Source organism: Bradyrhizobium sp. 199, assembly GCF_023073355.1.
GTDB lineage: Bacteria > Pseudomonadota > Alphaproteobacteria > Rhizobiales > Xanthobacteraceae > Bradyrhizobium.
Genome location: NZ_JADPJI010000005.1, coordinates 780866 through 807528 on the forward strand (window position 1 = coordinate 780866; position 26663 = coordinate 807528).

The window sequence follows — 26663 nt, forward strand, 5'->3', positions numbered from 1 at the left end:
AATCGGCACCTAAAGCGCGATGCGACTAGGATGAATCGCCATCGCGCTTTAGGTTGTTGTTTAAGCATGATCTTTTCGGAAAACCGCTGCGCACTTTTCCGGATCATGCTTTAGGGCTATTTAAGATTGCATGGTTCGAAGCCGTCGCCAAACGCTCTGGGTCCCGGCTCTGCGGAGCGTCACTTCGTGCCGCACCGCGTCCGGGACACGAGACTCGAATTGCGGTGTGTCCCGGACGCGGTGCAGCGTGCAACGCTGTGCCGCAGAGCCGGGACCCAGTCAAATGCCGACCTCGGCTATCCCTTCACACAATGCGCAATCAGCCTCTCCACGAACCCCGCGCATTTCTCCAGCTGCGCCATCTCCACAAACTCGTCCGGCGTGTGCGCCTGCGCGATTGATCCTGGTCCGATCACCACCGAGGGAATGTCGGCCATGCTGGCGAACAGGCTGGCCTCGGTGCCGAAGGCGACCTTGGCGTGGTCGTTGCGCCCGGCGAGGCTCTTGGCCAGCGTGACGACGGTCGCGTCGGCCGCCGTGTCGAGCGCGGGATAGTCGAGGATCTCCTCGAAATCGATGCCGCAGTCCGGATGTCGCGCCTTCATCGTCGGCTCGAGCTCGGCCTTGGCCCAGGCGACGATCGCGTCCGTCACTTCGCGGGATTCGGTGATGCCGATGCCGCGGCATTCGAAGTCCACTGTGCAGGTATCCGGCACGATGTTCAGCGCGGCTCCGCCATGCACGATGCTGGTGAGGAGCGTCGAGTGCGGAACGTCGTAGAGGCTGTCGCTTGACCGCGCGGCCGCGAGCGCAACGGCGCGGCGGCGGATCTCGACGATCAGCTCGGCGGCATATTCGATCGCGTTGACGCCATCAGGCGCGATCGACGAGTGGCGGGCCAGCCCGCGAAAGGTCGCGCGCACGCCGTGCTTGCCCTTGTGGCCGATGATCACCTTCATCTCGGTCGGCTCGCCGACGAAGCAGCCGAGCGGCTTGATCTTCTTTTTTGCGACCTCGCCGAGCATGGGACGCACGCCGACGCAGCCGATCTCCTCGTCATAGGAGATCGCCAGATGGATCGGCGTGTTGAGCTTGGCCTCCACCATCTCCGGCACCATGGCGAGGCAAACCGCGACAAAACCCTTCATGTCGGTGGTGCCGCGGCCAAAGAGCTTGCCGTGGCGCTCGATCAGCTTGAACGGATCGTGGCTCCAGTCCTGGCCCACCACGGGCACGACGTCGGTGTGCCCCGACAGCACGAAGCCCGGCCGGTCCTCTGGTCCGATCGTGACCCACAGCGAGGCCTTTTGTCCGGTCGCGTCGACGATGCGCTCGCCCTTGATGCCGTGGGTGGCGAGATAGCTCTCGATATGCGCGATCAGGGGCAGGTTGGAGCGATCGCTGATGGTGTCGAAGGCGACGAGGTCGGCGAGCAGCTTGCGGATACGGTCGGGTCTGGAGCTTGGCATTTTCACGTTCTTGTCAGGAGGTGGGAAGGTGACGCAGCTTGCATGAACCATACCAATGGTGCTGCTGCTAGGGCAAACCAGTTCAAGTCCATCCGGGTACGAGATGTTGCGTTGCCCGACGGGCAAAACAGGCCATGGGTCGGTCAATCCGCGTTGCGGAAAATATTCCACTTTGCCGAAATTCGGAAACGGCGTATGTGTCGCGACAACCCGGCCCAAGGAAGAGGGGCGTATCGCGATCGTCACGAACGCGGGCCGGGCGGCGGTGGACGCTAGTTGCATCGGCGCGAAGAGCTTCGCAGGGCGGAGAGCCGTGAGCGAACGCGTCGCGCACACGACCGGTGTGATCGGCGTACGGCAAAATCGTGTGGTCCTGACGCCCGGGGTCTGTGCGTCAAGTCTTGTGGTGATGCGTGTCGTCCAACCGGACGCATGCGTCAGTCATCCGCAGGGCGACGGGGGCAATAGTGCATCGCTCCCCGGGGAGAGCACGACATAAGCCGTAAAACCACTGCGCAGGGAAGGCCGGTTGTTTGGCTTCACCTGTATGCCGCTGTGCAGATTTTTTGACTGCAACCTCGCACAGTGGACCGCGGGTGCCAGCCGGCACCCGGTCTTCCCTGCGCCTTCTTTCAATTGAGGGCGACTTATTAAAGCAAAACTCGGGCGCAATGAGCCGCGAGGATGCCGAGGCGTGACTGCAATCGATATATCAGATGTAGGATGGGTAGAGCGAAGCGAAACCCATCACCTTCGTGTGCGCAGAAGCATGATGGGTTTCGCAAGTGCTCTACCCATCCTACGGACCGCGGGCTGCGCCTTCGAACAACAGTCTTGTGCCCCGGACGCAGCGCAGCGCCTCTCGGCGGTGCGCTGCAGAGCCGGGGCCCATCCATCAGCGAGCGCTGCGGCCTGCTGGGTCCCGGCTCTGCGGAGCGTCACTGCGTGCCGCACCGCGTCCGGGACACGAGACCGCGGTCGCTAAACCGGCTTGCCCGTATACGGCATCGACGCCGTCAATCCGCCGTCCACCGGGAAGGCCTGGCCGTTGACATACGACGCCTCGTCGCTGGCCAAGAACAATCCCATCGCCGCGAGCTCGTGCGGCTGGCCGGGGCGCTTGAGCGGATTGAGCTGGCCGATCTTGTCGACGGTGCCGCGCTCCTTGGCGCGGTCGAAAATCGGCTTTGTCATTCCCGTTTCGATCAGGCCCGGGCACACCGCGTTGATGCGTACGCCGGTGCCGGTGAGCGAATAGGCGGTGGTCTGCACCAGGCTGATCACGCCGGCCTTGCTCGCGGCATAAGGATGTCCGCTGGCGCCGGCCTTGAGGCCCGCGACGGACGCGGTCAGCACGATCGCGCCGGACTGCTGCTTCACCATGTGCGGCATCGCATGCTTTACCGCCAGGAATGGCCCTATCAAATTGACGCGCAACACCTCTTGCCAGTGCTCGACAGTCTGCTCACCGAGCGGGACGAGCCCGCCGCTGACACCGGCGTTGGCCCAGATCACGTCGAGCCGGCCATGCGTCTTCACCGCCTTGTCGATGACGGCGATGACATCAGTCTCGGAGCCCGCGTCGGCGATCATGGCTTCCGCGACGCCACCGGCCTTTTTCACCTCCTCGGCGGTCTCCTTCACCGCCTCGGTGCGATCGACCGCGATGAGCTTGGCGCCTTCGCGGGTGAAAAGGAGCGCGGCGGCGCGACCGATGCCGCTGCCGGCGCCGGTGATGATGACGGATTTGCCTTGCAGGCGTCCCATGCGTTTCTCCCTTGTGGTGCCTCGCGTGGCCCTTGCCGCGCGACGGAATTTCAAACAAGATTTCAAACGGTAAAGTGTCTTGAGACACGTTCGCTACTGACGTACAGCGACATCAAACGGGATGGAAGGGTTTCGATGGCAGGTGCAGACAAGCCCAATGTGGTCACGACGCGGTGGTGGTGGGTCCGTCACGCGCCGGTGCGCAATGATGGCGGCAACATCTACGGCCAGTCCGACATCGCCTGCGACACCAGCGACACCTATGTGTTCAACGCTGTTGCCAAGGTGCTGCCACGCAACGCCATCTGGTATTCGAGCAATCTGAAGCGCACGCATCAAACGGCCGAAGCGATCTGGGCGGCCGGCTTTCCCAGACCCGCGTCCATGAAATGGGAAGCGGACCTCGCCGAACAAAATCTCGGCCGCTGGCAGGGCATGAACCGAGCCGAGTTCATCGCCAGCCGCCCGGTCGGCACGAGCTGGTTCGCCGACATCAACGAGCCCGCACCGGGCGGCGAAAGTTTCATGGATCTCTACAACCGCACGCGCCGCACCATCGAGCGGATCAACGCTGAGGCGGCCGGGCAGGACGTGATCGCGGTCGCCCATGGCGGTACGATCAAGGCGGCACTGGGCCTTGCGCTCGACGGTCAGCCGGAGCGGGGGTTGTCGTTCGACATCGACAATTGCTCGGTGACGCGGCTGGATTATTTCGCAACTGCCGAGCGCACGGTCTGGCGGCTTCCGATGGTGAATCAGCAGCCGTGGATCGCGGATGACGCGCACGCAGCGATGCACCAGCCGGCAGGACCGGAAGTCAAGAAGCTCGCGTGATGAAGTCGTCATTTCGGGAGGGTCCGAAGGACCAGACCCGGAATGACATTGAATACCAAAATCAATCTGGGAGAGACACATGACCTTGTTCGACATGAAGGGGAAAGTCGCCGTCATCACGGGATCGACGCGCGGCATCGGGCTTGCGATCGCCGAGCGCATGGCCGAGCACGGCGCCAAGGTGGTGATCTCCTCGCGCAAGGCCGACGTCTGCGAAGAGGTCGCCAAGGGCATCAACGAAAAGTACGGCAAGGGCACCGCGGTCGCGATCGCCGCCAACATCTCGTCGAAAGAGAATCTGCAAAACCTCGTCGATGAGAGCAATCGCGCCTTCGGCAAGATCGACGTGCTGGTCTGCAACGCCGCCTCGAACCCGTATTACGGTCCGCTCGCCGGCATCTCCGACGATCAATTCAGGAAGATTCTGGACAACAACATCGTCGCCAACAACTGGCTGATCTCGATGGTGGTGCCGCAGATGATCGAGCGCAAGGACGGCTCGGTCATCATCGTCTCTTCGATCGGCGGTTTGAAAGGCTCGACCATCCTGGGCGCCTACGCGATCTCCAAGGCCGCCGACATGCAGCTCGCGCGCAACCTCGCCTGCGAATACGGCAAGAACAACATCCGCGTGAACTGCATCGCGCCCGGCCTGATCAAGACCGACTTTGCCAAGGCGCTGTGGGACAACCCGGAGAATTTGAAGGCCTCGACCGCGCGCTCGCCGCTGCTTCGCATCGGCATGCCCGACGAGATCGCGGGCGCGGCGGTGTTCCTGGGATCTGCGGCTGGCGACTTCATGACCGGCCAGACCATGGTGATCGACGGCGGCGCGACGATAAGCTGAGGCGTGAAATCAGGCCGAGGTGTGGCCGCGGCGAACAGTGCGCTCCCTCTCCCGCTTGCGGGAGAGGGCTGGGGAGAGGGTTGTCTCCGCAGTGAGATTCCCGATGAGGAGAAAGCCCTCACCCTACGCGCCAACCTCTCCCGCAAGCGGGAGAGGTTGCACCGAGTTCGCCGCTCGATCGTTCGTTCAAGTCAGCCGAGACCTCAGTCCACTGCCGCGTAAACCAGATCCCGCACCAGCGTGCGCGTGTAGTCGCGCTGGCCGGGGCCCTGGCTCATGAACACCGCGAACAGATCCTCCTTCGGATCGATCCAGAAGAACGTGCCGGCAATGCCACTCCAGAAATACTGGCCGACGCTGCCGGGGAAGGGTGCGATGCCGGCCTCGCGGCGCACTGCAAAGCCGAGACCGAAGCCGTGGCCCGGCGACAGCAGCGTGCCGTTGGTCACGACATGCGACCCGAGATGATCGGACGCCATCAGCTCCAGCGTCTTGCGGCCGATGATCCTGTTGCCGTCGAGCGTGCCGCCGTTGCGCAGCATCAGGCAGAAGCGGGCATAATCCATCGTGGTCGAGACCAGCCCGCCGCCGCCGGACTCCATCACCGGCTGCTCGAGCATGTTGAAGAGGGCAACCTTGTCGCCGGTCCATGGATCGGCCGCGAACGGCTCGGCAAGTCTGCTGGCGTTGGCCTCGGAGGTCGAGAAGCCGGTCTCGGCCATCTGCAACGGCGCGAGCACGCGCTCGGTGAGGAACGAGCCAAGCGATTTGCCGCTGGCGACCTCGATGATGCGGCCGAGGATGTCGGTGGAGCGGCTGTAATTGAACTCCGCGCCGGGCTGGCAGACCAGCGGGAAGCTCGCGACCAATGCGGCATGCTCGGCGTTGGTGATCTTGCGGCTGCGGACGCGGGACTCCTGGTAGAGCTTGTGCACGGGGCCGTCGCCCTGGTGCTCGTAGGTGAGGCCCGAGGTGTGGCGGAGCAGGTCCTGCACGGTCATCGGCCGCGCTGGCGGCACCAGCTCGAGCTTGCCGTCCTTGACGATGCCGACCTGCTGGCTGGCAAATTCCGGGATGAACTTTGCGACGGCGTCGCTGAGCAGGAGGTGGCCGTCCTCGACCAGCGCCATGACCGCGACCGAGACGATCGGTTTGGTCATCGAGAAGATCCGGAAAATCGAATCCCGCGCCATCGGCGCGGCGGCCGCCGGGCTCTGCTTGCCGAGCGCTTCGAACCAGCCGACCTGGCCGCGGCGGGCCACCAGCACGGTGATGCCGGGAACGGTTCCCTTGTCGATCTCGCGTTTGAAGGCGTCCGACATGGTCTGGAGGCGAGGCCGCGACAGCCCAAGCGTCTCCGGACGGGCCTCCGGTAAGGGCGGGGTGTGGATTGCGGAGGCGGCTGTGGTGGCAGCTTGGGCGTTCATAAGGGCTCCCGGGCTCTTGTTTTTGGTCGGGAAAGTGTGGCCCAGAAGCCCCGGTACAAACAAGCGAAGCCGGCGCGGTTCACCCTTGCAATCCGGCCGCCCCCTGTGCTTGAAAGCGGCCTGATCCGAGCGGCGACGCTGGGTCTGTAGGAGTGTAGCTCAATTGGTAGAGCACCGGTCTCCAAAACCGGGGGTCGCAGGTTCGAGCCCTGCCACTCCTGCCAGTCAAATCAATCACTTAGATCAGATGCTGGTGGGATAGGGACGAGAACGTCCCACGGGCGGATCACCACGCGCCGATCGATACGCTTGATTCAGTGCCAGGCCCGGCGAGGCGTCGCCTAGCGCGCCGAGGCCCGTTCCGCGTCGGTGGGGACCTGGCTGCGATCGACGTCCCGGATGGGAACGCGGCGCAGCAGCGAGACGACGGTGCCGCAGAGCTCGAAATAGGTGTGCAGTCGCAGCGCACGGGACGATCCCTTCAGCTCCGCGTTCAGGCTCACCGGCACCTGGACGTAGGTGAGGCCAAGCTGGAGCAGCGAGATCAACGCGCAGATCTGATAGCCGTAGCCGTCGGCCTTGACCGCGATCTGGCGCAGCCATTTCACGGGGTAGACGATCATGCTGTGGTAGTCGGACAGCCAGAAACCGAACAGGCAGTTCAGGATGAACCGCAGCGAATGCGACTGCAGCGAGCGGTTGACGGAGCGGTCCGACTGGTTGTCGCGATAGGTGATGACGAGGTCCGCGGCGCCCGCCGCCTTGAACATCCGTGCAACGCCCTCGTTCTGAAAGGCGTGATCGCCGGGAATGAGCGTTATGGCATCGAATTTGGCGCGCGACAGGGCGAATTCGAAGCCGGCACCGACACCCCGCCGTTCGGTGTTATGTTGCACGATGATGCGGGACTCGCCGGCGGCGAACTCGTCCATGATCGCGCCGGTGCCGTCGGTGCTGCCGTCGTCGATCAGGAAAATCTCGAAATCGTCGAGCAACTCGCGGGCGAGCGGCAACACGCCGTCAATGGTGTCGGCGATCTTGTCCTGCTCGTTCAGCGCAGGAATGACGATTGTAAGCCTTTTTGCCGTCCTGGAAGGTGTCATCTTATGCCGCCCGTTGCCGGCCACTCTTACTGGTGGAACCCTGCCGCAACTCTAGGTCATCTGAGCCGGGCGAACAATAAGGGGCCCGCAGATATGCCCCGCACACGAGGCATGAATCCGACGACTTGTGTGTTCTGCGCAACTAGTCCGAAAAATCATAGAGACTGGTATCGCCGATGCCGAATGCGCGACGCAGCTGTCCGACTCGGCTTGCCATGGTCCGGCCCGCCGCCGTTGCCGTGAAGTGGGAATCGGCCGGTTCGACCAGACCGCCATCGACGAGGTTCCCAATTCGTCCCTGGAACAGAGCTGGAACCTGCTGTTCGACGATTTCCGAAAGCGGAGCCCGTCGCTCAGGCCGGTCGACGACGCCGAGCAGAATGTCCAGGGAAACCGACTTGTACACTGCGCCAAAAGCGAAGACGTAGCCCATGACGCAAAACCCGAAAATCGACGCGGCGTCCCAGTACTGAAATTGCGGGACGACGAAGATTCCGAGCATCACGCCGAGACCGTGGGTGACGATCGCGGCGATCGCGAGCAGCATCACGGGTCCAAATTTCCATTCGCGAGCGCGGGCCATCAACTGCAAGGCAGGGGCCAGCACGGCGAAGGTGACGGCGGCGAGGAGCCCGATCATGAAGGACATCGCGGCCGCTCACCCAAGTCCGGTCGACAGACGGACGAGCTTGACGAGACGCGCGACCGCCACGCCCTTCGCCGTCGGAGCCAGCCTGCCGTCCGCCGTGATCACCATGCCCGCGCCGACGAGGAGCTTCAGGCGGTTGTGGGTGAAGGTGCCGAGATCTCCGCCCTGCATGTAGGCGACCGTCCATTGCTCCAGGGTGAGGGGACGCCCGGCCTTCACGAGTGCCGTCAGCAGCGTCAGCGTAAAGCCCCAGGCCAGCAGGCTGAACAGGATGTAGCAAAACATCATCGCCGTCGCCAACAGGAACAGGCCGCCCAGCACGTCGTCGAAATGGCGTTGACCGGGGAGCGCGATGCAGGCGATCGCGTAAAGCGCGATGATGCTGACGCAGCCGAGCCGGAAGCGGCGGCCGGACCCGCCGGTGGCGGCGATGCGCGCGTAGCACAGCAGCAGCAGCGGCAGCACGACACTGAGACCAATCGCAGCGGCTTGCGCCGGGCCCGGTAGCATGTTCATTGCGGAAAATCGTCCCGGACGCCCCTGAGGCCCTGCCAGAGCAAGGTCTATAGGAGGTCGTATTTTTCGGGTCAAGGGAGCCCGTCATGGTCGCTCTTGCGGACATCACGTCGACGTGCGAATCCTCGCCGGCGATGCCGTTCCTCCGACCGAGATGTCCCCATTGCTGCGTGCGATAGTCGTCCTCGTCGTCGCCTTGCTGGCTGCGCATGCGCCGATGCTCCTGAACGATGGTCTCTTCATGGACGACTGGCTGGTGCTCAAGCCGCGTCCGGACTATTTCATCGACATCGATTTCCTGCTGAACGGCGCCGGTCATCCGATCTTCTACAGCTACGACACCTTCGCAAACTGGACGGGCGCCCCGGTCGCCGCAATGGTATCGCTGGCGTTGGCTGGAATCGTCTTCGGCGCAATATCGCTGGCGCTGACGGCAACGCGTCTCGGTCTGCTCGACCGTGCCGAGGCGGTCGGTTTCGCGCTGATCGTCTGGACTTATCCCGGCTATCAGCTTTGGGCGGGCAAGGCGAACGCGGTTTACGTCTTCAGCTTCGGGCTCCTGTTCGTCGGCGCATGGCTGTTGACGCTGGCCTTCCGCGCCCGCGGCCTGCGGCGCGTGCTGCTTCGCGTGGCCTGTGCGCTCGTGTTCCTGCTGAGCTTCGCACTCAACTCGACGATCGTGCTCTATGCCTTCGTGGTGCTCGGTCTCTTCGTTGCGATATGGCGGGGCGGCAGTGCGGCGGATGGATTCGTTCGCCGCACATGGTTCGCAGCCTGGCGCTGCGCCCTCGGTTATCCGGAGCTGATGGTGCTTCCTCTGATCTACTGGGGCACGCTCAATATCTGGTTCAAGCGGATCGGCGTGTACGTGCAGCATTATGACGCCCATTTCCCGACGCTTGGCGAGTTGGCGAAGGGGTGGTGGGCGTTTTTCGTCACCGGTTACAGGGACGTCATGTCCCACGCGATCCGGGCGGCAATCCAGGTCCCGGCGCTCTTCATCCTGACCGCGGTGCTCGTCGGCATCATCTTGCTGTTGCTGCGTCCCGCCACGAAGCCGACTACGTCTAGATTAGCGATCGCCTTGCCGCTCGTGCTCGCCATGGTCTTGTTCCTCGCGCTTTCATCGCCCTATTTGATCTCCGGCCTGCGGCCGTCATCGACGCATTTTTACGAGAGCCGTCATCTGCTGATGTTCGGCCTGCCGTCGGCGCTGACGCTGCTTGCCTTCAAGCGACAGGCCGAACGTTGGACCGGCCCCGGCGCTGCCTTTGCGGTCATGTTCGGGCCTGCCTTGATCATGTCGATCGGCATGCTGTGGAGCGACTATGTCTTCATGCAGGCGAGAACGCTGAAGCAGGAGGCGCTGGCGCGCGACCTTGCCGGCCGGGTCCAGCCCGCGGCGACGGTCTATGCGCTCGATGACGGCTTTGTCGACTACCCGTCCCGGCACGTGCCGTTCGGCCTCGCCGAGGTCACCGGTATGCTCCGCCTTGCCTGGGGCAATCAGCCATTCTTCGGATTTGCGCTGCGCGCGGAGCGGCCTGACATCCTGCAGGGAATGGACGAGGCAAGGAAGGCGCCGGGAAGTGCATTCCATCATTTCGATCCCTCAGGGGCCCAGGCGACGATCGCGTTGCAGCCGGGCCCGGGAGCCGCGCCGAACCAGACCCTGGTGCGAAAATACTACGCATGCCGGTTGCTGGGGCGCTGCGATGTTGCAGAGTTTCTGGCTCAGCTTGCGCAGGTCAAGATCATGGTTGGCCCGATCGCGGGCATCCTGCCGCTTGACGGCGCAAGCAAGAGTGCCGCGCCTAGCCGCTAATCCGCTGTTTCCAAACCGTCTCGGCAAGCGAGATGTCCGTCACCGAATCCTCGCCGGAGGCAAGAGGTAGGCGTCGCTCGGCGATATCGGAAACGAAGGCGTCGGCCTGGCGCCGAAATGCCCAGCTCTTCTCACCCGCCAGCCGCGTGCTTCGACCATCGTGATCGACGATGACCTCCGCCTCTTGCTCGGCAAAGGGTGGGGGCAATTCCAGGGTCACCGCGCCGTGTTCGAAATCGATCGTCAGTCCCTCGCGCCAGGCACCCTCTGCCCCGTTCACGAGATCCAGCGTGCAGGCGACACCGTCGAAGTCGAGCGTTATGCGCGCGGCTCCTGAAGTCTCGATCGCGCTTTCGGCGACCGTTGGCGAGGATCCCAGCAGGTAGCGCGCCAGATTGATGATATGGCTGAAGACGTTCAGAAAATTGTCGTAGCCGGGACGCATCGCGCGCGGCATCCAGTCGGGACCATCCTGCCAGAGCTCAAGCCCGTCCGGTCGCGCCTCGCCGGTCATTACGAAATTATCGTGCGAGCGGCCAGTGTCGCCGCCGAAGCACCAGCCTCTTGCCCGGATCATGCGTCCGAGCGAGCGGTCATTGCGCAACCGTGTCAGCACCTGCAGCGCCCGTGCCACACCGGCATCGTGACGCTTCATGTAGCCGATGCTGTAGACGAGATTTTGCCGCCGCGCAGCTTCGACCAGCGAAATGGCCTGGGCCGTCGTGTAGGCCATCGGCTTTTCCGAGAGCACGTGCCTGCCGCTGTTCAACGCGTCCAGAACGATCGGGCCGGTAGCACGGCGCCTCGTCACGACGACGACGGCGGACACCGCGCTGTCCGCAAGCAACTCGCGATGCGTGCCGTAAACCCGGGCAATGCCGAACCTCTGCGCCGCGGCGGCAGCGAGGTCAGGCCGGAGATCGGCGATCGCGACGACACGGCAGGCGGGATTGGCTGCGAAATTGGCGAGGTGGCACATCTGGCCGACCATGCCCGTTCCGATGATGCCAATGCCTGGCCTCACTGGCTACGATCCCTTGAAGCGCTTCCGGACGACGAGGAAATGCGCGGGCTGTCCCCAGGTGTTGATGAATGCCGGATCCGACTGGGTGAGGGCGGCGACCGCGGACGCATCTCGTCGCCCGATCGCGCCGAAGATGCGATGAAAACTGTCGAGCGTCGCAATCATGGCTTCGATGTCGGCGGTATCGTCGGCGAGAATGTCGCTCGTGCGGATCGTCTCGCGCAGGGACGCGAGGCCCGCGACAACGCGCGGAAGGCTCTCGCCGAAGGGATCGTCGATCATCGCATCGACGTCGAGAACCAGCGCCTCGATCGCTCCCGAGATCGCCTGCACTGCATCCGCCTTGCCGACCAGATAGAGCTTTCGCCCCCCGAGGAAGCTCAGGCGGCTGCGGTCGAGATGGCGTGCGGCGCGACGCAGCTTCTCGTCACCGGGCAGGACCTTCTTGTGCCAGTAGATGTCGAGGCTGTCGCGGTAGGCGGGCCACGCCGAATGGACGTCGAATCCCTGTTCATGCGCCGCCGTGCACAAGGCGGCCGCATCGAGGAAGTAGCGATGCCGGACGAACGGATTTTCGAGCACGTCCATCAGCCAGGATTCAAAGCTGCGGGTGTGCGGAATGCTGTTCCACTTCGCTTCGAACAGCATCTTCGCCGTTTCGAGCGCGGCGCGTCCCGACAATGCCTTGCCGGCCGTATGGATCGCCTTGAGCGCGAGCTCGAAGAAGCCGCCATAGCGCTCGTAATAAGACACGACGGCGTAACCGTCCGGATTGAGCAGGCGGTGGAAGATGCCGAGCCACTTTTCGCTCGGCTGCACCGTGTAGATGAAGCCTTCGGCATCGATAATGTCGAAACCGCGGTCGCTGCCGAATCCCTCGACATCGGCCAGTGCGAGCTGGCGGAGGCGTTCGGTCAAGCCGAAATGCGCGAAATAGGCCTCGATCTTCGGGTGTGCATGCCGGTTCGGTTCGGCGAGCGTCATGTTCGCGCCCCAACCGGCAAACACCAGTGCGTTCTCGCCGGAATCGGGACCGAATTCGAGCACCTCGGCATCGCGGAAGAGCCGTGGCGGCAGCACCAGCTTGTCCGAAAACAGTTCACGCCGCTGGCTGGCGTAGGCCTCGAGCTCAGTGGCCGACTTGAAATTCCCGAACGTCGGCAGAACATCCTGACGTTCGTAATAGTTGAAGAGCTTGTCTTCAGTCATGCCGCGACCCTGCGGCAGCTTCAAGCTGATCGAGCTCACTCCAGATGTCGGAGGGCGCGAAGATCGAAACGATGTGCAGCGGACGCCTCAAGTTCTCGCGCAGCCGGGTGCTGACCTTGCCCTCGTTTTCCTGGTTCACGGCGAGAAGGCAGACGAGCGGATTCGAGTTGCCGGCGAGGTCGTCGGGCGAGCGGATCGGAATGCCGGTGCCCGGCAGGAACAGCCCCTGGCGCTCTTTCTGATCGTCGACCGAGAGGTCAACCAGATCCGCCAGCTCGTGGGCATTGGTGAAGGTGCAGGCGCGGCAGCCGGCGCCGTAGATGGCGATCTCGGTGCCGTTGGCGCGAGCTTTCGCGAGAATTGGGCGGAGACGTGCGCCGTACTCTCGTGCGCGCTGACCGAATTTCTCGCCGGCGCCGGACGGCGCAGGCGGGGGCGTCACATCCCTGGGGGCACGGCGGGCCGCGATCGCGAGGCTGCCGCCGCTGAAATTGTATTTCTTCACGGACACCGCCTCGAAGCCGTGGCGCGCCAGCAGCGCGAGCAGGGTCGGTTCGGTGAAATAGCTGACGTGCTCCTCCCAGAGGACGGAGAGGTCTCCCACTGCCGAGCCGGGGGCGAAATCAGGCACGTCGATGAACAGCAGCCCATCCTCCTTCAGCGCGATCTTCACGCAGGCGAAGAAGTTCTCAAAATCGACGATGTGTTCGAGCACTTGGCGCGATATGACGAGGTCGAACTTGCCGGACTGAGCGACTGCGTCGTGAGCCATCTCCGGGCTGAGCATGTCGGCATAGACCTTGATGCCGCGCTCGCGAGCGATCTTGCCCGACACCGGATTGGGTTCGACGCCGACCATGATCTTGGTGCCGCGCTCGCGCAGCCTGTCCATGAAAAGGCCGTCGTTGCATCCGATCTCGAACACGGACTGATGGTTCGAGAATTTCGCGATGGTATCGAGCTCGTCGACCTGGTGCGGTTCGGGCTTCCAGCTGCTGAAATTGTAGTTGAACTGGCGGTACAGAATGTCGGGATCGATCGGCTTGACGATCTGGGGCAGGCCGCAATCGCCGCAGGCCAGCACCTCGAACGGATACCGTTCCTCCTGCTCGTTTCGGCTGTGCCGCAGCCGATGTGCAATCGGCATCAGTCCGAGGTCGATGACCGGACGCAGGTTGGTCGAATGGCAAAGGCGGCAATGGTCGGTCACGGGCTATTCTCGCGTATGACTGGTCCGGCAGGCGATTTTCAGTGAAACCGGGGTACCGACCATGACGTATTCAGTAGCCGGGATACACCTAAAGTGCGGCCGGCGAAACCGTCTCCCGCCGGCACCTTTCGAAAAAGGAGCAGGTATCAACCGACGGGAGGTCTTGCAAGGCATGTCGGTTCCGTTCGATGAGCGAGTGGCGCTATGACTATCCATGGGCGGGTCTCGAGCTCGGGGACGCGGCCGCGATCAATGCCGCCTCTCGTAAAGCGTCAGGTTGCCTTTCGTTTGAACCGGCACAAAGTCCTTTTTGATGCGTTCCAGAACCTCGCGGACCCGCGGCGATTTGGGCCGGGTTTCGACGATGTTGTCGTAGAATAGGCGGTCCGCATCGTCCATCGATGGGCCGACGAAGTGCTCGTCAAAGGCGACGAGCAACGGCATGAAATAGGCTTTGGGCGCCCGGTGAGCCTGAGCCAGATAAGCCCAGTCCATGAAGGCAATGACGAGGACGCGTTCACCGGGCTTCGAGTTGTCTTGGATGAACTTCGTTTCGGTTTCCGTGATCCGGCCAAAGTCTTCCTGCCACGCACCAGGAGATGGGGACATGAACGGCCATCTCAGGAGGCTGGGATAGTTTGCGTATGATCTCAGGCCATAGGGGTGCGGGTTGATTTTGTCCTGCACAAACAGCAGCGCAGCGATCGCTGCGACCAGCGCCATGGCGCCAGCAGTTCTCCTGGACGCTGGCCGCCACCCGGCAGAGAACTGATGAGCCCACCAAGCCGTGACGATCGCCAGCGGCAAGGCGTTCTGGTGCCAGACCGCGTCAAGCGTCCTGTTGACCCATTTGATCATCAGCGCGATGCCGATCATCGACAGCGCCAACAGGATCCCGGTCACAAAGCGGTCGCGCGCGGAGTCTGCCCGAGACAGTCTGATCGACGCCCAGCCCACCGTGATGCATCCGACAATCTGGAGCGGCAAATTGTAGATCACGCTCCAGCTCAGAGTCCATTTGATCGGCGAACTTCCCCAGCCGGTCCCGTAGAGCACGAGCGGGCGGAAGCATTCGATCAGGAACGTCAGTGACAGGGCTCGCGATCCGAATAGCAGCAGGCACAGCAATGTCGCGGCCAAAGTCGTTGTGATGGCGAATACGAGCGCTTTGCGATAGTTCGGGAATCCGCCGGCGATCGCGGCAACAAAGATGCCGGTCACGAAGAAGAACAGCCCGATCTCCGTCTGCCAGAGCAGCGAGACTGCGCACATGATCGCTGATGCAATCAGCCAGCCAGGACGTTTGGGGTCGGCGCAATGTAGGCCGATCGCGAGCGCGAACACGATCAGCAGGGGAAATCGCGTAGGGTAAGCGGACGGCGAGTAAAAGTGATTGGTGGTGGAGAAAGCCAGCACAGCCAGTGCTGCGACGAGGCAGATCGCTGCGAGCCGCGATCTGATCAGGTACGTCAAAAGAAAATATGCCTGCACATAGACGGCAAGCGTGATCGCGATGTTCAACTCGACCACTCGCATGGCCGCCGATTTCCAACCGTCTCCCATGATGGGATGAAAGAAACGACCGAGTGCCGGACCATAATGTGAGTGATAGTCCAGCCCGGGAACCAGGCCGGAAGCGTAGTCGTAGAGCGCGGGCCCGATGAAGTAGCTGACCTTATGCGACTCGTTCTGCACGACCGACGTCACGCGTTCGAGGTCGGACGGTACCAGCAGCAGGACAAGAAACGCGACCGGAAGCAGATCGATCAGCCCCACAGCAAATGGGGCATCAGTCGGAGATTCTATGGAGGGGAAGTAAGTATTGGCCCGCCGGTTAATTCCGACGGTGACGGCCGCGATCGCGAGAATGATCAGTGCAATCCAGAAACGGCTCCGATCGCTTGCCGCATAGAGAGCAAGATAAACCAATCCCGCCGTGATCGTGCTCAGCGTGACTGAACCCGACGATCGATGCGACGTGTACAACGCAGCTGCGGCTGCAATCGGCGCGCATAGGAAGAACGATCCGTAGAAAGCCTTCTTGCACACGTCACAGTTCTTCTGAGCTGCTGACAGATCAAAGCCGTCGTCGAAGTTCCATTGAAACGCCGGAAGATAATCTTTCAACAGCAATAGCGCCACGTAAGCTGCGGCGCATCCAAGGAGAGCGGCTACAACGGCTCTGGCCGCGATCGAGTATTCCCGGGTTTGCTGCACTAGAGCGTTCCAGTCGCGGAAACCCAAGAGAGGGTAAACGCCGGACCGAAGACGGCAGCCAGGTTGAGAATTCTTGTATCAATTAAAACCACGCCTAGCCCCCATTGCCCCAAGGCAGCGTTTACCATCACAGGCTTAGCCGAGCAATCCCACCAGCTGACGTTGAGACTGCTGTCGCGTTCCGCCGCTGCGGCAGGTCACTGTCAATTTGGATGGACACAAATCGCAATCAACAATCCGCATTGTTACGCAACAGGGGAAGCGCCACTCAGTTCAATAATAGCAACCGGGGAGCGTGCCAAAATGCTGGCGGGCTGTGCTTGCGAGAACGATCGATATGAAGAGTTCGCCGGACGGGATCCGCGTGGGTGGCGTCGCGGTGTCCGACCTCTACGAAAGGCTCGCCTGCGTGAGGACTAAATCGGTGCGGCGTCGGTTCGTTCGGCGGGAGCCCAGGCCGGGCTGGTGAAGTGGGCCCGTTCCGGCGCGACCAGCCACACCAAGCCGCCGAACAGCCCGACGATCAGGCCGCACAGCCCGAGGAGAACCGATATGCCCAGAGCTTTGTCGGCGGCGAGCCCTGCCAAGCTGAGAGAAGCAACCATCGCGCCTTCTCGCAGGCCCCAACCTCCGATAGATATCGGGGCCGCGGACAAAAGAGTAACAAGCGGAATGAAAATAAATGCGTCCAGCGCGGACAGTTGCGCATCCAGTCCGTTGGCGAGGGCATAGCAGGCTGCAACATTGATCAGAGGGATCAAGGTGGCGGATCCCATCAACGTTGCGCGCCCTCGGGGCGCCAGAAGCGGATTCCTGACGAGTATCGCGCATTGTACGAGTTTGACCGGAAGGGCGGCGGTTATGCGTGCGGGCCACCGATCCATTGTGAGCAGAGCGATTGCACCGAAGCACGTGGCCCATACAAAGCCGACGACGGCGAACAGAAGCGAATTCTCGCTGGTTCGCGAAAATAGGAAAGGCACTCCCGTCAATATGACGAGAGCGAGCGCCAACAGACCAAGAAAGCGATCGGCCACGATGCTGCCGATGGTCGGCGACCATTGCACGCCATGCCGCCGCAGCATCCAGATCCGGACCGCGTCGCCGCCTGCGGGCAGCACCTGGTTGAAAAAGGTGCTGACCATGAGAATGCGCCAGCCGGGCAGCCAATCCAGGGCCACGTTCATGGCGCGGAGGATCAGGATCCAGCGGTGGCAAAGCACGAAGGTCTGGACAAGCAGCAGCAGCACCGCGAGCGCCAACATCTCCAGTTTGACAGCGAGAAGATCGGCTTGCAGGGACGACAAATCCTGGGTTCGCAGCAACAATACGAGGATGCCGATCGAGACGGCGAACTTGGCCAGAGTAACCAGTGCTTTTGCAGGCGGCTTCATCGGCTGATGTCGTCCTCGATCATTCGCAGCGGGATCCTCGCGCAGCGATAGCGTTGGGAGTCTATTTTCTCGCCAGATGCTCCGTGGCGAGTGCAGCCATCCTTGTGACGTAGTCCTGGACCTCGGCGGCGTCGCCGCCAGCGGGGGCCCAGTCGGGAAAGGCGGTGCGGGAGGGGTCGAACGGGCCGGCGGTGGTTTCGTGGAACACCAGCCACTCCGAGGTGATCAGGATCGAGTGGAAGACCTGTTCGGGCATCCGGTAATAGCACAGGGCGCCCCGGCCATACGGCGCCATTTCCAACACGTCGCGGATGCGTCCGTCGTCCTCGAAGATCACGACCTGCGCGGTGCCTTCGATCAGGTGAAACGATTCAGGTTTGCCAAAATGCTTGTGGGGCCGCACATAGGCTTCGCGATGATGCACGATCAGCATCTCGTGCAGGCCGGACGAGGGATCGGGGTGCGTGCACAGCCGGCTGCGCAGACGCGGGTTGGCGGCGGCGATGCGCTTCAGCTCCGCGATCGTGGCGTCATCGGCCGTGACGATAGCAGCGCCCGAATAATAGACCTCGGGATTTTGCGCGCGCAGCGACGTCGGCCGCCGCGGGCTCGTCGCCTCATTCGAAGAAGATGAACCCATGGTCGCCCCGGTATCCGCATTTGTCGTAGATCCAGGCCCATGTTTCCGGACCGTGGAAGCTCAGGCAGGTGAGTTGCCAGTAAAGCAGATTCGCCTTCTCGCGCTCGTTGCGGAAGGATTCGACCATCAGATATTTCGACGCGCCGCGCCCGACACGCTCGATCTCTGGCACGGCGCGGAAGACGTCCTCGAGCGGAAGATTGTGCAGCACGCCAAGCGACACCACGAGATCGAAGCTGTGATCGGGGTAGGGCAGCTCGACGGCGCTGCCGACCTTCAAGCGCGGCCGCACCTCCTCTTTGGCATTGGCGATGCCGTAGTCGGAGATGTCGATGCCGGCGACCGTCAGGTCGGGGACGAGTTGCGTGAACTCGTAGAGCAGGTAGCCCTTGCCGCAGCCGACGTCGAGCACACTCATTCCGGGCTTGATGCCGTAGCGATCGATCAGGGTCTGGGCGAGCGGGCGCCAGCGTCCGTCATAGCGATAGCCGCCATAGCCGTAGCGCCGATCGCCGTCCCAATAGTCGTACCCCCATTGCCGCGCCACAGTGGCGGATTCCGCCTTGTCGTGCTCGACCACGCGCTGAACGTAGTTCCGCCTGGTCGATGCGTGCATTGGCTGGAGCAGGTTGATCTCGGTCATGGGGCCGAACCGGTCCGCGGCATCGTCACAGGATGGTCGCGTATTTATTGACCAGCAGGATGTCCTCGACGGCCTGGATGTCTTTCTGCGACGACAGCGTGATCTCCTCGACCGCGGCGTGGAGGTCGCAGCTTTCGCGCAGAACGCGGTCGTAGATCTGTCGTCGCCGTGCCTCGTCGGGCGGCAACATGAAGATGCTGTAGAGGATCAGCCCCTTCAGGCGGGGCAACTCGTCCATGATGTCCTCGAGCACCATGTAGCTGCCGGGCATGATGTGCTCGACGGCGCTGAGCAGAAATTGCAGGTCTTTCCGCCGCGCGTAGTCGCGGATCACGATGTTCTGGACGTGCTGCGGGGTACGACTGCCGTTCAGCGGCCGCGCGCCGATATAGCCGCGATGGCCGGCTCGCTCAGCCATGGAAGCCTCCCGGCAGCTTGTATTGCATGCCGACCCGTGTCGCCGGACGCAGCAGGATCGGCTCGAAAAACTCGCCGAAGCGCTTGTCCGCGTAGGGCGACATGATGCTCTTGAACCGGCAGTTCATGCTCCAGCGCGTGCCGGGCTCCTCGTTGACGCGGTTGCCGTGCATCAGGGTTTGATTGAACAGCATCACGTGGCCGTAGGGAATCTCGATGAAGGTCGCGTGCGGCTTGATGGTCTTGTACAACTCCTCGGCGCTGCGCAGGCTTGCCATCCGGTCCTGCATGTCGCCGTTCAGTGAGGGCGGCAGCAGATACATCGCCTTAGTGCTGTGGACGTCGACCAGCGGCACCCACACCACGACTTCGAACGGCGAGTCGCCCGACCAGACGTCGGAATGGGTGGCGAGCAGCGAGGAATCGTCGCCGGGCATCTGGATGCTGAGATTGACGCGGCGCTGCATGCAGAGCTCGTTGCCGACGATGGTCTCGATCGTCGAGCGCGCCAGACGGAAATAGGTCGGCCGGAACCAGGGCTCGGCGTTGAGGCCGTTGAAGACGTGCAGCCGCAGGCCGTTGAGATCGTCGACGCTCACCCGCGTGTGGATGCTGTCGAGCATCGCGTAGGGATCGTTGCTGTGCGGCAGCTTCAGATAGTCCGCCGCGAGCTCGGCTGCGCGCCGCTGGATGCGATCGAGCCCGGCGCGATCGTCGGCCGGCGTGGTGACGAAGCCGTCGTCGATGAAGCGCTGCGCCAGTGCCTGCTCGTCGGCCTGAATGAAGTCCGTATCCGTCATGCAAAATACTCCCGGGCGGTCGCGCAGATATAGCTGATATCGGCGGCCGACAGGAACTGGTTGATCGGAAGCGTGAGGATCTGGTCCGCCTGTCGTTCCGTAACCGGGAACGCGCCGCGGCCGTGACCCAGATGCGCCGCCGCCGGCTGCAGGTGGATCGGGACCGGATAGTGGATGGCGGTCTCGATGCCCTTGTCGGCCAGATATTTCTGGAAATCGTTGCGGCGGTCGGTCTGCACCACAAAGGTATGGAAGGTGTTGAACTCGATGTTGCGGCAGGGCGGAATGAACAGAGGAAGCCCGGCGAGCTCGGCGCGGTATTGCGCGGCGCTGCGTCGTCGGCGTTCGATCACGGAGGGCAGATGGCGCAGGCGGATCCGCAGCACCTCGGCCTGGAGCGTGTCGAGCCGTGACACGATGCCCCACTCCTGGACGTCGCTGCGGTTGATCAGACCGTGATTGCGCAGCCGGCGGATTCGTGCGGCGAGCTCGGCGTCGGCAGTGACGAGGAAACCGGCATCGCCGGCGGCATTGAGGTTCTTCAGAGGATGGGCGGAGAAGCAGCCGAACGTTCCGATGGTGCCGCTCATCCGGCCGTCATAGGTCGAGCCGACCGCCTGGGCGCTGTCCTCGATCACGGCGAGCGCGTGCTTGTCCGCGATCGCCATCAGTGGGGCCATGTCGGCCATGCGCCCGGTCAGATGCACGGGCATGATCGCCTTGGTGCGCGGCGTGACGGCGGCCTCGACCGCGGCCGGATCGATGTTCTGGTCCGGCAGCACGTCCGCAAACACCGGTGTCGCGCCGACTGCGATGATCGCGGCGGTCGATGCCACGAACGAATTCGGCGGGGTGATCACCTCGTCGCCGGGACCGATGTTGAGCGCCCGCAAGGCGAGGATCAGCGCATCGGTGCCTGAATTCAGCGTCACGACATGTGGCGAGCCGAGATAGGCGGACAATTCCTCCTCGAGCTTTCCGACCGCTGCGCCGCCGATGAAATCACCGCGCTGGAATACGCCCTCGACCGCCTGCATGATCTCGGCGCGTTCTTCCTCGAATTGCGCGGGAAGATTGACGTAACCGATGCGCCGGCGACCGGTGTCAGCGTCCATGGCAGAATTTCCTGACGGTCTCGATGACGCGGTCCTGCTGTGCGCGCCTCAGATGCTGGTCGACGGGGAAGCTGATGACTTCCTTGGCGTGGCGGTCGGTGACCGGGAAGGTGCCGGGCGCGTAACCGAGATGCCTGAGGCCTTCCTGCTGATACAGCGGGATCGGATAGTGGATCTTGGCCTCGATGCCATTGTCCAGGCAGTACTGGTAGAGCTCGTCGCGGCGCTCGGCGAACACCATGTAAAGATGGTAGACGTGCTTCACGTTGGGCCGGCGCGGCGGGACGCGCAGGCCAGGCAGGCCGGCAAGGCCAGCGTCGTAATAGGCCGCATTCTCGATGCGGCGCCGCGTGATCTCGCTGGTCTGGCCGATCAGCCAGTTACCGACCACGGCCTGCAGAGAATCCAGCCGCGAATTGCAGCCGAGGATGGCGATCTCGTCGCGGTTCTTCATGCCGTGATTGCGGATCAGGCGGAGCTTCTCGTTCATGCCGTCGTCATTGGTGACGACGACGCCGGCGTCGCCCCAGACGTTGAGGTTCTTGAGCGGATGCAGCGAGAAGCCGGCGGCGATGCCGTGGGTGCCGGAGCGCTTGCCCGCAAACTCGGACAGGATGCCCTGGCAGGCGTCCTCGACAACAGGCAGGTTGTGACGCTGGGCGATCGCCATCAGCTTGCCCATGTCGGTGACCTCGCCGGTCAGCTGAACCGGCATGATCGCCTTGCTCTTGTTGGTGATGGCGGCCTCGACCTGGTCGACGTTCATGCAGAACGAATCGTCGCAGTCGACCAACACCGGCGTCGCGCCGGTCTCCGCAATGGCGCCGACGGTGGCGATGAAGGTGTTGGCGGCGGTGATGACTTCATCGCCATGGCCAATGCCGAGCGCCTTGAGCGGTAACTTGAGCGCATCGGTGCCGGATCCGACGCCGATGGCGTGACGCACGCCGATCAGGTCGGCAAAGCGCTTCTCGAATTCGGCGACCGGCTTGCCAAGGGTGAAGTCGCCAGTCGCAACCAGCCGGCCGATCTCGGCCAGGATGGGGGCGGGGTCGGAGAATTGCTCGAGCAGATAGGAATATCGAACGTCGTACATGTGACCCGTCAGGTGGAATGGAGTTGAGGAGAGGGGGCGTGCGAGGCGGCATGCGCGCGCTCGATCGAGGTTGCAATCGCGGCCGCGGAAAGTCCGTGCTTCTTCAGCAGCGAGTCCTGCGAGCCGTAATTGTGCATGAAGCGGTCCGGCAGCGACAGCCGCAGCATCGCCGGCAGGCCTGAACCGAGCTTGTCGATCAACGTCTCCGCGACCGCGCTGCCGAGGCCGCCGGAGGGCACGTGCTCCTCCAGCGTTGCCACGAGCTTGACGCCGCGAACCGCCTGCAGCAGCGCTTCGGCGTCGAACGGCTTCACCGTGTGCATGTGCAGGATGCCGGCGCGAATGCCTTGCGCCGCCAGCAGGTCGGCTGCTGCGATGGCGCGCTGAAGCATGATGCCGGTCGTCACCATGAGGACGTCACCCGGCGGCCGCATCAGGATGGCCTTGCCGATCTCAAAACCGTGCTCGGCCTTCGAGACGATCGCGTCGCCACCCTTGCCCAGCCGGATGTAGATCGGACCGGTCCAGTCGAGCGTCTTTTCCATCAGCCGCGCGGCCTCGTCGGCGTCGCACGGGCAAACCACCGTCATATTCGGCAGCGCCCGCATGATGGCGATGTCCTCGATCGCCTGGTGCGTGGGGCCGAGCGGTGCATAGACGAGACCGCCGCCATTGGCGATCAGCCGCACCGGCAGATTGTGCAGACAAAGATCGACGGCCACCTGCTCGTAGCAGCGGCGGGTGAGGAAGGTCGCGATGGTGTTGACGTAGGGAACGAAGCCTTCCATCGCCAGACCTGCCGACATACCGATGATGTGCGCTTCCGAAATGCCCTCGATCAAATGGCGCTTGGGAAACTCCTTGCTCATCGCGCGCAGCGTGCCCGCGCCGGGATCGGAGCCGATGTAAAGCACTCGCTCGTCGCGCGTGGCGAGCTTGTGGACCATGTTCATCGCGGTGTTGCGCATCGGGAGCCGATCAAAAATCGCCGACGGCGACGCGGATGGCGTCGAGCTCGCTGTCGGTCAGCTTGTTTTTGTGATGCCAATCGGCGTTGGATTCTGCGGCCGGCAGACCCTTGCCCTTGACGGTATGGCAGATGATCGCGGTGGGCTTGCCCAGAACGACCGGGACCTGCTTCAGGACAGTACGCAAGGCGCCGACGTCGTGGCCATTGAGCTCCTGCACGGCGAAGCCGAAGCTGCGCCACTTGTCCGCAAGCGGCTCCAGCGGCAGGACGTAATCGGTCGGCCCGTAGCTCTGGAGCTTGTTGTAGTCGATCATCGCGACCAGATTATCGAGCCCGTGCTTGGCCGCGCTCATGGCGGCCTCCCACACCGATCCCTCGTTGATCTCGCCGTCGCCGAGCAGGACGAAGGTCCGGTAGCTGCGCTCGCGCATGCGGGCGGCGAGCGCAAGACCGACACCGATCGACAGACCATGCCCGAGCGCGCCGGTTGACGCCTCGACGCCCGGCACCATGCCATATTCGGGATGTCCGCCCAAAATACTGTCGGGGCCGCAAAAGCCGTCCAACTCGGACAGCGGGAAGAAGCCGCGATCGGCGAGTAGCGCATAGAGCGCCAGACAACCGTGTCCCTTGCTGAGGATCGCGCGGTCGCGATCGGGATCGCGCGGGTTGTTCGGGTCGATCCGCAGCACGTCGTCGTAGAGCACGCGGACCATCTCGATCAGCGACAGGGCGGGTCCGACATGGCCGCGTCCCGCAGAACGGACAGAGCCGAGGACCAGGCGGCGCAAATAAAGGCTGCGCTCGTCCAGCGTGCAGGTGAGGGCGGCTTCAGCGTGGGGTGAGATCTGGATCACGTTGGCAAATCGTTTGGTGGAGCCGACGGGCTTTGTCGAGCTGGCCGGCAAGGCGGACCGTCAGATCGCCACCTTGCGCAGCCAGGGCGCGCCGGGAGCGGCTTTCCGGCAAATAAGCATTCAGGACAATCAGGCACCAAATCGCCCCGAACACAGGATACAGTACGTCACGGCGGATCGCAAACGCGTCATCCCCAGCCTCGAAGGCGCGCGAGAGCCGTTCGATCAATCGATTTGCGCTGGCCTCGGGCAGATCGCTGCCTGGGTGAATCGCGGTGTCGGACACGAGCTTGACCGGGTCGTCCCAGCCGAAATATTCGAAGTCGATGAAGCGCAGCCTGCCATCTTCGGTGCGCAGCGCGTTGTGCAATCCGAAATCCGACGGGCTCAATGCGCGATGGGCGGGTGCCAGGTCCGCTGCGGGATCCCGGCCCAGTTCCGCATAGCGCCGACGGAGGCGCCGAATGGCGGCGGCAGTGCTGGGAACCAGGCTGCCGTCGATGAAAGTGCGCAGGTCGGCATGATCAACCGAGGCCTGCCTGAGTCCGTCCAGACGCTGCTCGTACTGAGCGACGGCTTCCTCGGGCGAAAAGATGCTGGCTGAGGCGTTCCGCAAAGCCTGCGCACCCTCGGCTTTGCGCAGCTTCTGCAATTCGATCAGGAAATCGGCCAGCTGGTCGGCGTCGCCTTCATGGGGATGCAGCACCGCCGCTTCGCCCTCGAACCATTGATACAACGCGCAAAACGTATCCGCGTCCTGCGCGACCGGGCGCGGTGTCGACATGATGCCGTGGCGCGACAGAAACGACAGCGCGTCATATTCCTGTCCCAGGCGATCGCGCCCGTCGGAGGGATATTGCTTGAGGGCGAGGGGTGGACCCTCCGCCATCTCCAGCCGAAACACCCTGTTGTTGCCGCCGGACCGCGCCGGCTGGGCGGCCGCGACCGGTGTCCCGGAGAGGCGGCTGCCGATCGAGATCGCAGCCTGTACGCTGATCTCCGCCTCGCTCATGGCGCGAACACTCCGCGGCTTATATCCGCCCACGTCGCGATCGGCTGGCAATGGTGGGGATGAGGCGCCCGCGATTGCGTGAACAGGATCGATCGCGTCGCCTTCGGAAAATGCGGCTGCTCGAAGACGTCGACGAGATCGTCAATGAAGATATCGAGCTGCAGGCCCGCGAGCCGCTCGACCTTGGCCGCCAGCGTGTCCTCGAAATAGACATCGCCCGGCGCCAACGCCGCATCGGCGACATCGATGAGGCCCGCGCCCTTCAACCAATCGCGCGCGGCCTCGCGCAGATCGACGCGCTCGGGGTCCTGATGGCCGAACCGCGTCTTGTGGCTGACGATGTAGACGCTCGATCCGGCCTTGCGGCATGCCGCGAGGAAATCGCGGACTCCCGGATAGATCTCGGCGCCGCCAATGCCCTTGCCGTAGACGAAGCCTTGCAGCCCCTGCCAGGCAAGCTCACCGCCGGCGCGGGACCGCAAGAGATCCCGTAGTTCGGTCTTCAGCCCCACCCAGCCTTCCGGGACCAGCCCGCGCTGGCGCGCGACGGCGGCAAAGACCTTGTCGTAGCAGATGATCGTGTTGTCGAAATCGATGCCGATCCGCACGCCGCTCACTTCAGGCTGATGTTCTGCATCATCTTGATGTTGAAGTATCGGGGATCATTGAGCGAGTTCGGCAGGCGGCCGGCCTTGAAGGCGTCCACCAGTCCGGACACGGCCTGTTCGATCGTGTGCGTCGGCGCAAATCCGAGCTCGCGGCGGATCTTCTCCGAGGAGACGTGGTAAGAGCGCAGATCGTCGGTCGGCTCGACGGCCACGTCGACGTTGCTTCCGACCACCGATTTGACGATGTCGGCGATCTTCATCAGCGAGTGATTTTCGTAGCCGATATTGTAGGTCTTGCCGTCGATCTTCGCGTCGTCCTGCTGAAGCAGGAACAGATAGGCCGCCGACATGTCCTCGATATGCAGATTGGGCCGCTTCTGCGTTCCGCCGAACACGCGGATGCGGCCGGTGTTGACCGCGAGATTGGTCAGGATGTTGACGACGACGTCGAGCCGCTGCCGCGGAGCGTAGCCGCAAACCGTGGCCGGACGAACCGTGCAGGTCACGAAGCCTGACGCGGCCTCTTCGGCGAGATCGGTCTCGCACATCGCCTTGAACTTGGAGTAGTCCGTGAGCGGCTCGCAGGACAGTTCCTCGGTCACTTCGGCCTCGTCCTTGATGCCGTAGACGCTCGACGAGGAGGCATAGATGAAGCGCTTGATGCCGGCCTTCTTGGCGGCGCGCACCATCGGACGGAAGCAGTCGTAGTTGATGGACTTGCCGAGGCCCGGATCCAGCTCGAACGAGGGGTCGTTGGAGATGCAGGCGAGGTGGATCACCGCGTTGTTGCCGCGCAGGGCCTCGTTGATCGCGGCCTCGTCGCGGATGTCGCCCTTGATCAGGCGCAGGTTCGGATTGTCGCGTACGCCATTGAAGACGTCATCGCCGTACATGAAGAGGTCGAGCACCGTGACCTTGTGGCCGGCCGCCAGCAACCGGGGAACCAGCACGCTGCCGACATAGCCGGCGCCGCCGGTGACCATCACATTCCATTTCTGATCAATCACTGTCGTT

General features: G+C 63.2%; 25 protein-coding genes and 1 tRNA gene. 4 read left to right on the top strand and 22 right to left on the bottom strand.

Going from position 1 to position 26663, the window contains the following annotated elements; translation table 11 throughout:
• Window positions 1-296 precede the first annotated feature (296 nt).
• Together argE and IVB28_RS12070 are read right to left on the bottom strand one after the other, a co-directional pair.
• Window positions 297-1469 (bottom strand): acetylornithine deacetylase, encoded by a 1173-nt coding sequence (gene argE, locus IVB28_RS12065; RefSeq protein ID WP_247526415.1) that lies wholly within the window; start codon window positions 1467-1469, stop codon window positions 297-299.
• A 981-nt stretch (window positions 1470-2450) separates the two neighbouring features.
• The gene (locus IVB28_RS12070; RefSeq protein WP_247526416.1) at window positions 2451-3236 is read right to left on the bottom strand and encodes an SDR family oxidoreductase; all 786 of its coding nucleotides are present in this window, start codon (window positions 3234-3236) and stop codon (window positions 2451-2453) included.
• A gap of 135 nt (window positions 3237-3371) precedes the next feature.
• Between IVB28_RS12070 and IVB28_RS12075 the strand changes: the two genes are divergently transcribed.
• Together IVB28_RS12075 and IVB28_RS12080 are read left to right on the top strand one after the other, a co-directional pair.
• Entirely contained in the window at window positions 3372-4070 is a 699-nt protein-coding gene (locus IVB28_RS12075; RefSeq protein WP_247526417.1) for a histidine phosphatase family protein, read from the top strand.
• Window positions 4071-4149: 79 nt separating this feature from the next.
• On the top strand, window positions 4150-4917 hold the full coding sequence (locus IVB28_RS12080; protein ID WP_247526418.1) for an SDR family oxidoreductase: 768 nt from the start codon (window positions 4150-4152) through the stop codon (window positions 4915-4917).
• A gap of 203 nt (window positions 4918-5120) precedes the next feature.
• Here IVB28_RS12080 and IVB28_RS12085 read toward each other — a convergent pair whose 3' ends face one another.
• Complete coding sequence (locus tag IVB28_RS12085) at window positions 5121-6344, bottom strand: serine hydrolase domain-containing protein (protein ID WP_247526419.1); 1224 nt, start codon at window positions 6342-6344, stop codon at window positions 5121-5123.
• A 148-nt stretch (window positions 6345-6492) separates the two neighbouring features.
• Here IVB28_RS12085 and IVB28_RS12090 point away from each other — a divergent pair.
• Window positions 6493-6568 (top strand) — tRNA-Trp (locus IVB28_RS12090).
• Between the two features lie 117 nt (window positions 6569-6685).
• On the opposite strand, the gene IVB28_RS12095 is transcribed toward IVB28_RS12090, so the two are convergent.
• The 3 genes from IVB28_RS12095 to IVB28_RS12105 form a co-directional block, all read right to left on the bottom strand.
• Window positions 6686-7447, bottom strand: coding sequence for a glycosyltransferase family 2 protein (locus tag IVB28_RS12095; RefSeq protein ID WP_247526420.1), 762 nt, complete (start codon window positions 7445-7447; stop codon window positions 6686-6688).
• Between the two features lie 142 nt (window positions 7448-7589).
• On the bottom strand, window positions 7590-8096 hold the full coding sequence (locus IVB28_RS12100) for a hypothetical protein (RefSeq protein ID WP_247526421.1): 507 nt from the start codon (window positions 8094-8096) through the stop codon (window positions 7590-7592).
• Window positions 8097-8105: 9 nt separating this feature from the next.
• The gene (locus tag IVB28_RS12105) at window positions 8106-8612 is read right to left on the bottom strand and encodes a hypothetical protein (RefSeq protein WP_247526422.1); all 507 of its coding nucleotides are present in this window, start codon (window positions 8610-8612) and stop codon (window positions 8106-8108) included.
• Window positions 8613-8775: 163 nt separating this feature from the next.
• Here IVB28_RS12105 and IVB28_RS12110 point away from each other — a divergent pair, with 163 nt between their 5' ends.
• Window positions 8776-10437: a hypothetical protein gene (locus IVB28_RS12110; RefSeq protein WP_247526423.1), complete on the top strand. Its 1662-nt coding sequence runs from the start codon at window positions 8776-8778 to the stop codon at window positions 10435-10437.
• Here IVB28_RS12110 and IVB28_RS12115 read toward each other — a convergent pair.
• The 16 genes from IVB28_RS12115 to IVB28_RS12190 all read right to left on the bottom strand — a co-directional run bounded on the left by IVB28_RS12115 (window position 10427) and on the right by IVB28_RS12190 (window position 26656).
• A complete protein-coding gene (locus IVB28_RS12115) occupies window positions 10427-11461 on the bottom strand; it encodes a Gfo/Idh/MocA family oxidoreductase (RefSeq protein WP_247526424.1) in 1035 nt (344 codons plus the stop codon). The genes IVB28_RS12110 and IVB28_RS12115 overlap by 11 nt on opposite strands.
• Window positions 11462-11464: 3 nt before the next feature.
• The gene (locus tag IVB28_RS12120) at window positions 11465-12670 is read right to left on the bottom strand and encodes a class I SAM-dependent methyltransferase (protein ID WP_247526425.1); all 1206 of its coding nucleotides are present in this window, start codon (window positions 12668-12670) and stop codon (window positions 11465-11467) included.
• Window positions 12663-13880 carry a class I SAM-dependent methyltransferase gene (locus IVB28_RS12125; RefSeq protein ID WP_247526426.1) on the bottom strand — a complete coding sequence of 406 codons (1218 nt, stop codon included), beginning with the start codon at window positions 13878-13880 and terminating at the stop codon, window positions 12663-12665. Before IVB28_RS12125 ends, IVB28_RS12120 begins: the two co-directional genes overlap by 8 nt.
• A 249-nt stretch (window positions 13881-14129) precedes the next feature.
• The gene (locus IVB28_RS12130) at window positions 14130-16124 is read right to left on the bottom strand and encodes a hypothetical protein (protein ID WP_247526427.1); all 1995 of its coding nucleotides are present in this window, start codon (window positions 16122-16124) and stop codon (window positions 14130-14132) included.
• 389 nt (window positions 16125-16513) lie between these two features.
• On the bottom strand, window positions 16514-17491 hold the full coding sequence (locus IVB28_RS12135) for a lysylphosphatidylglycerol synthase transmembrane domain-containing protein (RefSeq protein ID WP_247526428.1): 978 nt from the start codon (window positions 17489-17491) through the stop codon (window positions 16514-16516).
• Between the two features lie 61 nt (window positions 17492-17552).
• A complete protein-coding gene (locus IVB28_RS12140; RefSeq protein ID WP_247526429.1) occupies window positions 17553-18131 on the bottom strand; it encodes a WbuC family cupin fold metalloprotein in 579 nt (192 codons plus the stop codon).
• A complete protein-coding gene (locus IVB28_RS12145) occupies window positions 18109-18774 on the bottom strand; it encodes a class I SAM-dependent methyltransferase (RefSeq protein ID WP_247526430.1) in 666 nt (221 codons plus the stop codon). Before IVB28_RS12145 ends, IVB28_RS12140 begins: the two co-directional genes overlap by 23 nt.
• A gap of 25 nt (window positions 18775-18799) precedes the next feature.
• On the bottom strand, window positions 18800-19192 hold the full coding sequence (locus IVB28_RS12150) for an LIC12192 family sporadic carbohydrate cluster protein (protein WP_247526431.1): 393 nt from the start codon (window positions 19190-19192) through the stop codon (window positions 18800-18802).
• Complete coding sequence (locus tag IVB28_RS12155) at window positions 19185-19991, bottom strand: sporadic carbohydrate cluster 2OG-Fe(II) oxygenase (RefSeq protein ID WP_247526432.1); 807 nt, start codon at window positions 19989-19991, stop codon at window positions 19185-19187. The genes IVB28_RS12150 and IVB28_RS12155 overlap by 8 nt, the downstream gene beginning before the upstream one ends.
• A complete protein-coding gene (locus IVB28_RS12160; protein ID WP_247526433.1) occupies window positions 19988-21106 on the bottom strand; it encodes a DegT/DnrJ/EryC1/StrS family aminotransferase in 1119 nt (372 codons plus the stop codon). Before IVB28_RS12160 ends, IVB28_RS12155 begins: the two co-directional genes overlap by 4 nt.
• Complete coding sequence (locus IVB28_RS12165; protein WP_247526434.1) at window positions 21096-22202, bottom strand: DegT/DnrJ/EryC1/StrS family aminotransferase; 1107 nt, start codon at window positions 22200-22202, stop codon at window positions 21096-21098. The genes IVB28_RS12160 and IVB28_RS12165 overlap by 11 nt, the downstream gene beginning before the upstream one ends.
• 8 nt (window positions 22203-22210) lie before the next feature.
• Entirely contained in the window at window positions 22211-23170 is a 960-nt protein-coding gene (locus IVB28_RS12170; RefSeq protein ID WP_247526435.1) for a transketolase C-terminal domain-containing protein, read from the bottom strand.
• Between the two features lie 10 nt (window positions 23171-23180).
• On the bottom strand, window positions 23181-24029 hold the full coding sequence (locus IVB28_RS12175) for a transketolase (protein ID WP_247526436.1): 849 nt from the start codon (window positions 24027-24029) through the stop codon (window positions 23181-23183).
• Window positions 24004-25041, bottom strand: coding sequence for an aminoglycoside phosphotransferase family protein (locus IVB28_RS12180; protein ID WP_247526437.1), 1038 nt, complete (start codon window positions 25039-25041; stop codon window positions 24004-24006). Before IVB28_RS12180 ends, IVB28_RS12175 begins: the two co-directional genes overlap by 26 nt.
• Window positions 25038-25649 carry a hypothetical protein gene (locus IVB28_RS12185; RefSeq protein ID WP_247526438.1) on the bottom strand — a complete coding sequence of 204 codons (612 nt, stop codon included), beginning with the start codon at window positions 25647-25649 and terminating at the stop codon, window positions 25038-25040. Before IVB28_RS12185 ends, IVB28_RS12180 begins: the two co-directional genes overlap by 4 nt.
• A gap of 5 nt (window positions 25650-25654) precedes the next feature.
• Window positions 25655-26656, bottom strand: coding sequence for an SDR family oxidoreductase (locus IVB28_RS12190; RefSeq protein WP_247526439.1), 1002 nt, complete (start codon window positions 26654-26656; stop codon window positions 25655-25657).
• Between the last annotated feature and the right edge of the window lie 7 nt (window positions 26657-26663).

What these genes read in the sequence shown, in the direction of transcription:
- argE (WP_247526415.1), bottom strand. Translation starts at nt 1,469, where the DNA reads ATGCCAAGCTCCAGACCCGACCGTATCCGCAAGCTGCTCGCCGACCTC.
- IVB28_RS12070 (WP_247526416.1), bottom strand. Translation starts at nt 3,236, where the DNA reads ATGGGACGCCTGCAAGGCAAATCCGTCATCATCACCGGCGCCGGCAGC.
- IVB28_RS12075 (WP_247526417.1), top strand. Translation starts at nt 3,372, where the DNA reads ATGGCAGGTGCAGACAAGCCCAATGTGGTCACGACGCGGTGGTGGTGG.
- IVB28_RS12080 (WP_247526418.1), top strand. Translation starts at nt 4,150, where the DNA reads ATGACCTTGTTCGACATGAAGGGGAAAGTCGCCGTCATCACGGGATCG.
- IVB28_RS12085 (WP_247526419.1), bottom strand. Translation starts at nt 6,344, where the DNA reads ATGAACGCCCAAGCTGCCACCACAGCCGCCTCCGCAATCCACACCCCG.
- IVB28_RS12095 (WP_247526420.1), bottom strand. Translation starts at nt 7,447, where the DNA reads ATGACACCTTCCAGGACGGCAAAAAGGCTTACAATCGTCATTCCTGCG.
- IVB28_RS12100 (WP_247526421.1), bottom strand. Translation starts at nt 8,096, where the DNA reads ATGTCCTTCATGATCGGGCTCCTCGCCGCCGTCACCTTCGCCGTGCTG.
- IVB28_RS12105 (WP_247526422.1), bottom strand. Translation starts at nt 8,612, where the DNA reads ATGAACATGCTACCGGGCCCGGCGCAAGCCGCTGCGATTGGTCTCAGT.
- IVB28_RS12120 (WP_247526425.1), bottom strand. Translation starts at nt 12,670, where the DNA reads ATGACTGAAGACAAGCTCTTCAACTATTACGAACGTCAGGATGTTCTG.
- IVB28_RS12135 (WP_247526428.1), bottom strand. Translation starts at nt 17,491, where the DNA reads ATGAAGCCGCCTGCAAAAGCACTGGTTACTCTGGCCAAGTTCGCCGTC.
- IVB28_RS12140 (WP_247526429.1), bottom strand. Translation starts at nt 18,131, where the DNA reads ATGGGTTCATCTTCTTCGAATGAGGCGACGAGCCCGCGGCGGCCGACG.
- IVB28_RS12145 (WP_247526430.1), bottom strand. Translation starts at nt 18,774, where the DNA reads ATGACCGAGATCAACCTGCTCCAGCCAATGCACGCATCGACCAGGCGG.
- IVB28_RS12150 (WP_247526431.1), bottom strand. Translation starts at nt 19,192, where the DNA reads ATGGCTGAGCGAGCCGGCCATCGCGGCTATATCGGCGCGCGGCCGCTG.
- IVB28_RS12155 (WP_247526432.1), bottom strand. Translation starts at nt 19,991, where the DNA reads ATGACGGATACGGACTTCATTCAGGCCGACGAGCAGGCACTGGCGCAG.
- IVB28_RS12160 (WP_247526433.1), bottom strand. Translation starts at nt 21,106, where the DNA reads ATGGACGCTGACACCGGTCGCCGGCGCATCGGTTACGTCAATCTTCCC.
- IVB28_RS12165 (WP_247526434.1), bottom strand. Translation starts at nt 22,202, where the DNA reads ATGTACGACGTTCGATATTCCTATCTGCTCGAGCAATTCTCCGACCCC.
- IVB28_RS12170 (WP_247526435.1), bottom strand. Translation starts at nt 23,170, where the DNA reads ATGCGCAACACCGCGATGAACATGGTCCACAAGCTCGCCACGCGCGAC.
- IVB28_RS12180 (WP_247526437.1), bottom strand. Translation starts at nt 25,041, where the DNA reads ATGAGCGAGGCGGAGATCAGCGTACAGGCTGCGATCTCGATCGGCAGC.